6 protein-coding genes are annotated in these 11,236 nt (G+C 67.1%); 5 read left to right on the top strand and 1 reads right to left on the bottom strand.

Annotated features, from left to right (window positions below; genetic code table 11):
* Positions 1 to 26: 26 nt before the first annotated feature.
* Positions 27 to 710 (bottom strand): hypothetical protein, encoded by a 684-nt coding sequence (locus AB6B38_RS09435; protein ID WP_371392602.1) that lies wholly within the window; start codon positions 708 to 710, stop codon positions 27 to 29.
* Positions 711 to 972: 262 nt separating this feature from the next.
* On the opposite strand from AB6B38_RS09435, the gene AB6B38_RS09430 reads away from it, so the two are divergent.
* The 5 genes from AB6B38_RS09430 to rsmI all read left to right on the top strand — a co-directional run bounded on the left by AB6B38_RS09430 (position 973) and on the right by rsmI (position 11,043).
* Positions 973 to 2,433: a trypsin-like peptidase domain-containing protein gene (locus AB6B38_RS09430; RefSeq protein ID WP_371392601.1), complete on the top strand. Its 1,461-nt coding sequence runs from the start codon at positions 973 to 975 to the stop codon at positions 2,431 to 2,433.
* A gap of 41 nt (positions 2,434 to 2,474) precedes the next feature.
* Entirely contained in the window at positions 2,475 to 3,182 is a 708-nt protein-coding gene (locus AB6B38_RS09425) for a response regulator transcription factor (RefSeq protein WP_371392600.1), read from the top strand.
* 114 nt (positions 3,183 to 3,296) lie between these two features.
* Positions 3,297 to 8,198, top strand: coding sequence for an alpha-2-macroglobulin (locus AB6B38_RS09420; RefSeq protein WP_371392599.1), 4,902 nt, complete (start codon positions 3,297 to 3,299; stop codon positions 8,196 to 8,198).
* Positions 8,198 to 10,252, top strand: coding sequence for a penicillin-binding protein 1C (gene pbpC, locus AB6B38_RS09415; protein WP_371392598.1), 2,055 nt, complete (start codon positions 8,198 to 8,200; stop codon positions 10,250 to 10,252). Before AB6B38_RS09420 ends, pbpC begins: the two co-directional genes overlap by 1 nt.
* Before the next feature lie 38 nt (positions 10,253 to 10,290).
* Positions 10,291 to 11,043: a 16S rRNA (cytidine(1402)-2'-O)-methyltransferase gene (gene rsmI, locus AB6B38_RS09410; protein WP_371392597.1), complete on the top strand. Its 753-nt coding sequence runs from the start codon at positions 10,291 to 10,293 to the stop codon at positions 11,041 to 11,043.
* Positions 11,044 to 11,236: the final 193 nt, after the last annotated feature.

Here is an 11,236-nt window from a genome sequence, read left to right as displayed (position 1 = left end):
GGAGCGTCCGGAAAGCCGGTGGCCGCCTAGTTCGTGACCATGTTGTAGCTGACGCCCACACCGCCCAGATTGCGGATCTCGACGCGGAAATTGCCGGTCCAGCGCGGCGTCCAGAAGCAGGACATCCGGTCGGAATAGTCGATATGGCGGCAGATCAGATTGCCGTTGCTGTCATAGACATACATGTCGAGATCGGTGCGCCCCGGACCATTGGCCCAGACCGCCGCGCGCTCGCCGCCGCGGAAGGTGATATTGTAGCTCGTCACGCTGCGCGCGCCGACCCAGCCGGTTGCCCGGCCCGGACCACCTACGCGGCCACGTGCGGCGTCCGCTTCGACTTCCTCGATAAGGCCGCCCAGCGCCTCGTCACCGCGCGCCAGCACGCGGGCCTCGTCCAGCATGTCGGCAGCGGAGGCAAATTCGATCTCCGCCTCTTCGGGCTCACCGCCCTGTTCGGCGATCTCGTATTCGCGTTCTTCCACGTCGATACCCTGGCGGATACGGGCCGCCACGATAACCGCCAGCGGATCACGTGCGTCCAGGCCGTAGGCATAAAGCTCCTGCGACAGGGCCAGCAGTTCGACGCCGGTGGTTTCCTCGCTGCGCTGGTCTTCGGCAAAATTGGTGCCGGTCTCGTCAACTTCCTGAGCGATGACCGAGCCGGTAAGGGCGATGGCTGCAGTTGCAGCAAGCAAAGAAGACAGTTTCATTTCATCTACTCCTGTAAAAACAATGTCCCGCTTTCGCCAACAGGTGTGAGTGTTGTCAGGCCCCCGCTTGTGGGCATCTCTCCTGCTGTCTGATCTAGCCGTAACCCAATGCTGACAGCCGGAAAAGCGCCAAAACGAGACTGTCCGTCTTTGTCAGGAAAGCCTGCCCGTCCGGCGGCTCTCATTCTGACAGGGCTTGTCAGTAGTGCGCCGGGCTCGGCCTGATCTAGCGTTCCAGGGAGGAAATGCTGGAGCCGTTTTCATGCCCTATACCGGTACGCGCGCCCTGATCGCGGCGGCGGTCATCACCGCGCTTCTTGCGGCCGCGCAGCTTGCGGCAGGCCACCAGCCGGAGCGCGCCGCGCCGCTTCCCGCTGCTGCAGGTTCCGGTATGTCAGGCCCGCCCGCCCGCGCCGATGCCGAGATCATTACCCGCTCTGTTGTCACCGTGTATGCCGAGCGGGCGGTGAGCCAGCCTGTGATGGTGATGGCGGGAAGCGAGGGCGAGGGCGCGCGCAACAGTACGGACGATCAGGAGGGCTGGTCGTGGCGCTCCGGCTCCGGCTTCGCGATAGCGCAGGGCGGGTATGTCCTGACCAATTTTCACGTCATTTCAGGCGCGCGCCGGGTAGAGGCACGTCTGGCCAATGGGCGGCGCGTAGGCGCAGAGCTGATTGGTACCGACCCGCTGACCGATCTCGCCCTGCTGCGGGTGCAGGCAGACCTGCCGGTACTGGAGTGGGGTGATGATGGCGCGCTCAGGATTGGCGCGCCGGTGCTGGCGGTCGGGTCTCCGCTGGACTTTCACCTGTCGGTCAGCTCCGGCGTGGTTGGCGGGTTCGCCCGTGCCTATGACGGCGCAGACCCGGTTGGCTATATCCAGCACGATGCCGCGCTCAATCCCGGCAATTCCGGCGGCCCGCTGATCGATGCGTCGGGGCGGGTGGTGGGCGTCAACACCGCCATCCCGCAGGAGGCGTTCTTCAATGTCGGCATATCGCTGGCCATACCCGCTGATATCGCCCGTCAGGTCGGTGATGCACTACTGGAAAACGGACGTGTCGAGCGCGGCTATCTGGGGCTGACGGTGCGGGCCTTGCACGGGGCTCTGGCGAGCGCCATGGGCCGCCCCAGCGGGGGTGGCCTGCTGATAGAGGCGGTGGATCCGCACTCCCCTGCCGCCGATGCCGGCATCCGGGCAGGCCAGATGCTGCTGGCGGTGAACGGTATCGAGCTGTCGGTCCCGCGTGATCTTGCCCGCGCGCTGCTGCTGGCCCGTCCGGGCAATACGGTTTCCCTTAGCCTCCATGACGGTCAGGCCCGGTTCCGTGTCGAGACCGGGCTGGAAATCCGGCCCGGCGATGAGGGCCAGGCGGTGAGCCGGGAACTGAGCTTCGAGCCCGTCAGCCGCCGCGGCTACGGGCTCAGCTTTGCCGCCAGCGAAGCGGCGGGGGTTGCGGTGGCATCGGTGGCGCCGGGCAGTCCGGCGGCGCTGGCGGGTTTGCGTCAGGGCGACAGCGTGCTGGCCATCGGTGCGATTGACCTGTCCGACCCGGACGAGGCCGAGGCGCGCCTGCATCTGGCCCGGCGGGAGGTCGCCTTGCGGGTATTGCGTGGCGGCGACACTACGCCCCGCTATATTGCCCTGACACTCGATGAGGGCATGGCGGCGCGGGCACCCGATCATGCCGCATTCGCCGACGCGGCGGGCGGACCGTTCTGACAAGGGGCTGGCCGGGTTGGCCAGCAAGGGGGAAATTAAGCATGCACATATTCATGGTCGAGGATGAGGATGTCTGGGCCGACAAGGCCGGTGAGGCTGTCGCCAGCGAGCCGGACTGGACGCTGGAACGGGTGGCAACCGGCCGTGAGGCGCTGGCCCGCGCCGCCGCCAGCGCGATTGACGTGCTGATTGTGGACAGGGTGATCGAGACCGACGGCGCGGACGGGCTTCAGCTGCTGGCACGCTTGCGCGATATGGGCGTTGTTGCGCCCGCCCTTGTCTTGTCGAGCCTTGGCCAGGCTCATCAGCGCGTTGAAGGGCTGGAGGCTGGCGCCGATGACTATCTGGGCAAGCCCTTTGATGCCGCTGAGCTGCGCGCGCGCCTCAAATCGCTGGCGCGGCGGGCAGGTTTTGTCGCCAACCCCGAAGTGATCGTGCTGGGCGGGCTGGAGGTCAGGGTGAAGGCGCGCACCGCCCACTGGAATGGCGCGCATATTCCGCTGTCTCCGCAGGAGTTCAACATATTGAAACTGCTGGCCGAGCGCGCAGGCACGCCCGTCAGCCGTGACACGCTTTGGGCGGAAGTCTGGACCGACTTTCCCAACTTGCCGCCGCAGATCAATGTCATCGATGTGGCGGTGGCCCGGCTACGCCGTTCGATCCGCGCGGTGGTGGGTGAGGACCTGATCGAGACACAGCGCCTGAAGGGCTATGTGCTGCCACTGACTGACGAAATCGCGTCGGGCTGAGCGGCGTTCCGCCGGCTCTGACCGCCTTGGAAAAATTGCCCCGAAGGGGTGAATTCACTTCGCCGGCGTGCAAAAGTGCACAGGCCGCATACGGGCAGGCAGGGAGGACAGGTCATGGGGATGTTTGCCGAAGACTGTTTCCGGATGGGTTCAGCGTCCCTGAGGCGCGTTGCACTGCTGGCCGGCATGGCGGGCGCGATGGTTCTGGCCGGGTGCGGCGATGATCCGGCCCCGGCGGCGCGTGATGAAGGCCCGCGCCTTGAGGCACGCTCTGCCGACGCGCCGCGCGCCACACCGGACGTCTCTGACCGCTTCGAGTATCTGCGCTATGCGGCCGATATCGATGGTGATGCGCCGCGCCTGTGCCTGACCTTCTCCGGCCCGCTCGATCCCGATACCGATTACAGCGCCTATGTAGAGGTTGATGAACCGGTCGCCCTCAATGTGGATGGCCAGCGCCTGTGCATTGGCGGGCTTGGCTTCGGTCAGACGCGTAACCTCATCTTGCGCGAAGGTCTGCCGTCCGCTGACGGGCGCCGCCTTGAGAGCGAAGAGAGAGATACGCTGAGCTTTGCCTCGCGCCCGGCCTATGTCGGCTTTGCCGGCACCGGCGTGATCCTGCCGCGTGTGGACGCGGACGGCGTAGCCATCGAGACCGTCAATGTCGACGCCGTGCGCGTGACGGTGACGCGCGTGACCGACCGGGCGCTTGCCTTCCGCCAGATCATTTCCGGGTTCAATGCCGCGTCTGGCGACTGGTACTGGCTGGGTTCAGAAGAACAGCCTGGCGACGCCGGATCGCCGGTCTGGCAGGGCGAAATGGATACGCCAGGTAACGCCAATGCGATGACGACCACGGTGTTTCCGCTGGCTGAAACCATCGGCAATCTGCGCCCTGGCGCGTATTTCCTGCGCGCGGAAAATCTCGCCGAAATCGATACCGACCGCTATGGTGAATATGCCCGCGCGGCGCGCTGGCTGATCGTGACGGACCTGGCCTTTACCGCCTATCGCGGGCGCGACGGGATTGATGCGATAGTCCGCTCGCTTCAGACCGCCCGGCCGCAGGCCGGCGTGGAGGTGCAGCTGATTGCCCGCTCCAATGAAGTGCTGGCAACTGCGCGTAGCGATGAGCGCGGGCGGGTGCGCTTTGGCGAAGCGCTGATATCGGGCCGTGACGGCGATGCGCCGCGCCTGTTGATGGCCTATGGGCCGGAGGGTGATTTTGCGGTGCTGGATCTGGCTCGCGCGCCGGTCGATCTCTCTGCCCAGCCGGTTGGCGGGCGTAACCGCGCCGAGGGCGCGGATGGCTTTATCTGGCTGGACCGGGGCATTTACCGGCCCGGCGAGACCATTCACGCCTCGGCCATGATCCGCGATAGCGAAGGCCGGGCGCTCTCTGACCGGCCGGGCACCATCGCTCTTTATGCGCCCAATGGCCTCGCCCATGAGGAGGTGCGTTTTGAGCGCGCCGCGCAGGCCGGTGCGATCTTCCATGACTTTGAGCTGCCGCGCGAAGCGGCCCGTGGCCGCTGGCGCCTTAGCATCAGCGTGGACGGTGTGGGTGAAGTGGCGAGCCAGAGCCTGTCGGTTGAGGACTTCGTGCCGCAACGCGTCGCGCTGACGCTGACCGCCGACACAGAAACGCCGATCCGTGCCGGTCAGACGCGCATGGTGGAAACCTTCACGCGCTTTCTCTATGGCGCGCCGGGGGCTGGCCTGCAGCTTCGCGGTACGGCCCGCATCCAGCCTGATCCCAATCCCTTCCCGGAGTTTTCCGGCTTCCGCTTTGGCAAGCACGATGAGCGCTTTGCCGAGGAGGTAATCGACCTGCCCGACACCATGACGGACGGGCAGGGCAATGCGGCCATGCCGGTTGCGCCGGGCCGGGCAGGGCGCGATTCCTCGCTGCCCCTGCGCGCGCGCGCGATCATCACCGTGGAAGAGCCCGGCGGGCGTGCCGTCAGTGATGATGTGCGCATCCCCTACCGCCCGCGCGACCGCTATGTCGGTATCCGCATGGCAGGCGATGACGACACCGTGCGCCGTGGCCAGGCCACACGCCTCTCCGTGATCGGTGTCGGCGCAGACGGCGCGGCGCTGGCCATGGAAGCGGACTGGCGCCTGATCCGCACTGACTGGCAGTATGACTGGTACCGCACCGATAATGGCGACTGGCGCTGGCGGCGTTCGCAGCGCGTCGTACCGATCGAGTCCGGTCTTGTGCGCCTTGATGGCGAGAACCCGGCCAGTGTTGAAACGCCTTCGCTCGACTGGGGCGACTACACCCTCATCGTCTCGGCTGATGGCGAGGATCTGGCAAGCTATGGCTTCTGGTCGGGCTATGGCGGACGCCCTGAAGATGGCGAGGCGGCCCCTGACCGCGTGCGCCTGTCCGGCCCGTCTGCGGCGCCGCAAACCGGCGAGACAGCGCAGGTTTCCATCTTCGCCCCCTATGCAGGGCAGGCAGAGCTGGTGGTCGCGACCGACCGGGTCATTCTCTCGCGCACGCTGGAAGTGGGTGAGGGTGCTACCGAAGTGGAATTGCCCGTCACCGCCGACTGGGGCGCAGGCGCCTATGTGATGGTCTCGGTCTTCACCCCGCGTGATGCCGTGACACGTCCCACCCCGCGCCGCGCGGTAGGCGTGCTGCACGTGCCGGTCAATGTCGAGGACCGCACATTCGAGCTGACACTGGATGCGCCTGAACGCATCAATCCGCGCGAGCGTTTTGATTTCACGATTACCGCCAGCGATGGCCCCGCCCGCGAACAGGCTTATGTGACGGTGGCCGCTGTCGATGAGGGCATATTGCTGCTGACGGGCTTTGCCTCGCCGGACCCGGAAAGCTGGTTCTTCGGCAAGGCGCGCCTCGGCGTTGACCTGCTCGATGATTATGGCCGCCTGCTGGACCCCAATCAGGGACCGGCGGCACCGGTACGCTCTGGCGGTGACGAGATCGGGGCTGCGGGTCTGTCCGTGGTACCGACCCGCACCGTCGCCCTGTTCTCCGGCCCGGTGAGTTTTGACAATCGGGGCCGGGCGCAAGTGAGCTTCGACATTCCGGACTTCAATGGCGAGCTGCGCCTGATGGCGGTGGCCTGGTCGGATCGGGGGATTGGCTCGGCGAGCCAGCCCCTGACCGTGCGCGATGATGTGCCATCAGAGCTGATCCTGCCGCGCTTCCTGGCACCGGGCGATACGGCCTCGGCCACGCTGACCATGGACAATATCGATGGCGCGCCGGGCGATTATGCGGTGGCTCTGGAAGCGGACGGGCCTGTCAGCTTTGCTGACGCCGCCTTCACGCAAAGCCTGCCTGCGGGTCAGCGCACCGACCGCGCCGTGGCGCTCTCTGCCGCTTCGCCGGGGATTGCAGAGCTGTCACTCTCGGTCACCGGGCCGGACGGCGAAGCGGTCGTGCATGAGTATCCGATTGAGGTGCGTTCAGCCTTCCTGCCGATGACATCGATCACGCGGCGCACCCTGCGGCCGGGCGAAACCTGGCAGCCGCCAGCCGATGCGCTTGGCGCGTTCGCGCCGGGCAGCGGGGCTTTGCGTCTCTCTGTCGCCGCAACGCCCATCGATGTGGCCGCGATCTACGAGGCCCTGTCGGGCTATCCCTATGGCTGTACCGAACAGGCGGTGAGCCGGGCCTTGCCGCTGCTCTATGCCGGGCAGATGGCCGGGCTGTCAGGCGCGGATGCGCCCGCGGACGCAGACGATATCGTGCGCCGCGCGATTGAATCGGTGCTGGCACGCCAGAGCGAGGATGGTGCTATCGGCCTGTGGCGCATCGGTGATGGTGCGGCATCGCCATGGCTGGGTGCCTACGCCACCGACTTCCTGATGCGGGCTGCAGAAGCCGGTTACAGCGTGCCGCGTGCGGCGCTGACACGCGCGCTTGATGCGCTGGTGCCGGTGGCGCGCGGTGATCTGTGGCAAGCCTATGGCTATGACACCAGCGCACCCGATCCGCGCTGGAGCCGCGATACGCAAGATCGCATCAATCATCGCAGCAGCGCCTATGCCTCCTACCTTCTGGCCCGTGCGGGCCGGGGCGACCGGGCGCGGCTTCGCTATCTGCACGATGAAATGCTCGGCCGGATCGAAAGCCCGCTGGCGCGCGCCCATATCGGGGCCGGGCTGGCCGCCATTGGTGACCGTGCCCGTGCGGTGAGCGCGTTTGACAGCGCGATCTCCGTGCTCGGCTACAATAATGCTGGTGACTGGTACCAGACGCCGGTGCGTGATCTGGCCGGTGTGACCGCTCTGGTGGCCGAGGCAGGCATTGAAGACCGCGTGGAGGGTCTGCTGGCCCGGCTGGCGCGTGACCTGCCCGAAGCTTCGCGCATGACCACGCAGGAACAGGCCCATGTGCTGATGGCCGCGCGGGCCTTTGCCGGGGATGCGCAAAGCCTGTCTCTGGAGTGGGGCGGCGCGGCGCTGGAAGGTCAATCCGTCACGCTGGATGCCGATGATCTGGCTGAAGGCCGGGAGTTGACCAATAGCGGCCAGCAGCCGGTCTGGGTGACGGCGTTTGCGCGCGGTGTGCCGGTGGAAGCGCCTGACACGGCCTCCGAAGGCGTCAGTGTTGAGCGCTCCCTGACCGACCGGCGCGGCAATGCTGTCGACACAGCAGCCATCAGGCGCGGTGACCAGATCATTGTCAGCCTGACCATCAAGCCTGAGCAGACCCGCGCCATGCCGCTGATCGTGGCCGATCTCCTGCCTGCAGGCTTCGAGATCGAGGGCATTCTGCGCGCAGGCGATGCGGGCGAGACCGGGCCTTATGCCTTCCTGGGTGATCTGGCTTCCACTCAAGTGGCCGAGGCGCGTGATGACCGCTTTATCGCGGCCATCAATACGCGCGGGCGCGATGCGGTGCGGGTGGCCTATATGGTCCGCGCCGTCACGCCGGGGCAGTTTGTCCAGCCCGGCACGGTGGTCGAAGACATGTACCGGCCGGACGTGTTTGCCCGCTCCGAGGCCGGGCAGGTCACGATCCGCCCCTAATGTCCGGCTGGCTGGCACTTTGGGCAAGGCGGGCGAGCGTGCCGCTCGCCTCGCTCCTCGCTGCTGGCGTATTGCTCGCGGGGCTGGATCATGCCCTGCCGCCACCGCCCATGCCGGAGGTTTCCGCGCTGGTGACCGACCGGGAGGGGCGGGCCTTGCGTGCCTTCCCGGTCGAAGACGGACGCTGGCGTCTGCCGGTTGATCCTGAAGCCGTCGATCCGGCGTTTCGCGCCGCCCTGATCGAGATCGAGGACCAGCGCTTCCATTCCCATCACGGCGTCGACCCGCTGGCGATGGCGCGTGCGGTCACCTCGCTTGTCAGCGCCGGGCGGATCGTGTCGGGCGGGTCGACGATCACCATGCAGACGGCCCGCCTGCTGGAGCCGCGGCCGCGCCGGACGATTGGTGCCAAACTGATCGAGATGGTGCGCGCCATCCAGCTGGAGCGGCGCTATTCCAAGCATGAAATCCTGCAAGCCTGGCTGACGCTCGCGCCCTATGGCGGCAATCTGGAAGGCGTAAGGGCGGCCAGCTGGGCCTGGTTCGGACATGAGCCGGACGTGCTCACCCCTGATGAAATCGCGCTTCTGATTGCCCTGCCGCAGGCGCCCGAAGCGCGCCGTCCCGATCTGCGTCCCGATGCGGCGATGGCCTCCCGGGCGCGCCTGCTGGCGCGCATGGAGCGCGCAGGCCTGATCAGTGCGGACCGCGCGGCTGATGCGGCAGAAGAACCGGCACCCTCCCGGCGTGCCTTCCCGGCGCGCGCCTGGCATGCCTCGCAGCACCTTGCCCGTGCAGGCGGCGAGATACGCTCCACGCTCGATATCCGGCTTCAGAGCGCGCTGGAGACGCGTCTGGAGACGCTGGCGAATGAGGCCGGACCCGATGTGCAGGCCTCCGCCCTGATCGTCTCGCTGGACGGGCGCGAAGTGCGCGCGGCGGTGGGGTCTGCCGGGCGCCGCAGGCCGGGCGGCTGGATTGATCTGACGCGGCGTGCGCGCTCACCGGGCTCCGTGCTCAAACCCTTCATTTATGGCCTGGCCTTCGAGGACGGCCTTGCCGGCCCCGGCACGCGCATTGCCGATCTGCCGCGCCGCTTTGCCGACTACAACCCTGAGAATTTCGACCGCAGCTTCCGGGGCGATGTGACGATTGCCGAGGCGCTGCAGCATTCGCTCAACGTGCCTGCCGTGCAAGTGCTCGATGCGGTCGGAGCCAACCGCTTTCTCGCCGCCATGAGCTTTGCGGGCGGGCGGGCCATTGTGCCGCGCTCCAGTGAGGGTGATGCGGGGCTCGCCATCGCGCTCGGCGGTCTTGGCATCACGGCAGAGGAAATCGCGGTGATGTTCGCCGCGCTGGGCGCCGGCGGTGAGGCACTGCCGCTCGCCTGGACGCCGCAGGCGGCTGCGGCCAATCGGCAAAGCCGGGGCTTCCGCCTGCTGGATCGCTTGGCCGCTGCCACGCTTGTCGATGTGCTGCAGCGCTCGCCCGCCCCGCCGGGCCGTATGCCCGCTCGCCTGACCAGCGGCGCGCCCGCCATCGCCTACAAGACCGGCACCTCCTACGGCTTTCGCGATGCCTGGGCGGCGGGCGTTTCGGGCAATTATGCGGTCGTGGTCTGGGTAGGCCGGGCCGATGGCGCGCCGCGCCCCGGCGAGACCGGGCGGCACGCTGCCCTGCCAGCCCTGTTTGACATTTTCGACGTGATCGCCCGGCGCGATCCTTCCGGTATCGCGTCACGCACAGACAGTCTTGTAGCCAGCAACGCCACAGGGCCGCTGGCGCGCTTTGAGCGGGGTGTATCCGGCCCTGACATCGTTTTTCCGCCCGATGGCGCGGAAGTGTGGGCTGATGAGCCCGGACGCGGATTTGCCCTGTCGGCGCGTGGGCAGGGTGCGTTGCGCTGGTATCAGCGCGGCGTGCCGGTGGCGCTCGATGCAGGCGGGCAATCCCTGTGGCAGCCGCAAGGGCCGGGCTTTTACGAGCTGACGGTAGTGGACGAGGCCGGGCGCAGCGCCCGCACACGGGTGCGCGTGCGCATGCCGGAGAGCTGAGGGCTGGCGCGCAGCGCTGCACGCGCTAGAACATCGCCATGAGCGCCAATCTTGAAACGCCCTATGACGGCCCCCGGCTCTGGCTGGTGGGTACGCCTATCGGCAATCTGGAAGATCTGCCGCCCCGCGCGGCGCGCATACTGTCAGAGGTCAGCGTCATTGCCTGCGAGGATACCCGCACTACGCGGCGCCTGCTGGATCTGGCGGGCATCACCCCGCCGCGCCTGATCGCCTGCCATGACCATAACGAGCAGAGCAGCGCGGGCGGTATCGTCAAATTGCTGCAGCAGGGCGAGAGCGTGGCGCTGGTCAGTGATGCCGGCATGCCCGCCATCTCCGATCCCGGCTACCGGGTGGTGCGCGCGGTCATCGAGGCCGGTTTTGAGGTCAGCGCCGTGCCCGGCCCATCCTCGGTGCTCACCGCGGTCGCAGTATCGGGCCTGCCGACCGATCGCTTCACCTTTTTAGGGTTCGCCCCGCGCAAGAGCGGCAAGCGCCAGCGCTGGCTGGAGCCGTTCAAGGCCGATCCGGCCACCCTCATCATCATGGAAAGCGCGCAGCGCCTCTCCGAGACGCTCGCCGATGCGGCCGAAGTGCTGGGCGAGCGGCAGGGCGCGGTGGCGTTTGAGCTGACCAAGGCGTTCGAGCGCGTGCATCGCGGCACGCTCATCGAGCTGGCCGCGCGCTATTCAGAGCCGCCGCTGGGTGAGGCCGTGATTGTCATCGCCGGGGCGGTAGTGGTGCGTGAGAAGGTCAATAAATACACGCCCGATGGAGGCAAGAAGAAGTAAGCGTCACCCATGGTTTCTCCCCCCGTTCACGGGGGGAGTGGCCCGAAGGGCCGAGGGGGGGATTATCGAAACAAGCTCCCCCCCTCCGTCTGGCAAGCCAGACACCTCCCCCGTAAACGGGGGAGGAAACCCGCTGCGCGGTGATCATACTTTTAGTTTGCGCAACGCGTCCGCGTTGCGATGTTCCGCGAAA

This window comes from Glycocaulis abyssi (assembly GCF_041429775.1).
Classification (GTDB): domain Bacteria; phylum Pseudomonadota; class Alphaproteobacteria; order Caulobacterales; family Maricaulaceae; genus Glycocaulis; species Glycocaulis abyssi.
This window is presented reverse-complemented; position numbering and strand designations above follow the sequence as displayed.

Excerpts from the sequence above, each read along its gene's own strand:
- AB6B38_RS09435 (WP_371392602.1), bottom strand. The coding sequence starts at position 710 with ATGAAACTGTCTTCTTTGCTTGCTGCAACTGCAGCCATCGCCCTTACC.
- AB6B38_RS09430 (WP_371392601.1), top strand. The coding sequence starts at position 973 with ATGCCCTATACCGGTACGCGCGCCCTGATCGCGGCGGCGGTCATCACC.
- rsmI (WP_371392597.1), top strand. The coding sequence starts at position 10,291 with ATGAGCGCCAATCTTGAAACGCCCTATGACGGCCCCCGGCTCTGGCTG.
- AB6B38_RS09420 (WP_371392599.1), top strand. The coding sequence starts at position 3,297 with ATGGGGATGTTTGCCGAAGACTGTTTCCGGATGGGTTCAGCGTCCCTG.
- AB6B38_RS09425 (WP_371392600.1), top strand. The coding sequence starts at position 2,475 with ATGCACATATTCATGGTCGAGGATGAGGATGTCTGGGCCGACAAGGCC.
- pbpC (WP_371392598.1), top strand. The coding sequence starts at position 8,198 with ATGTCCGGCTGGCTGGCACTTTGGGCAAGGCGGGCGAGCGTGCCGCTC.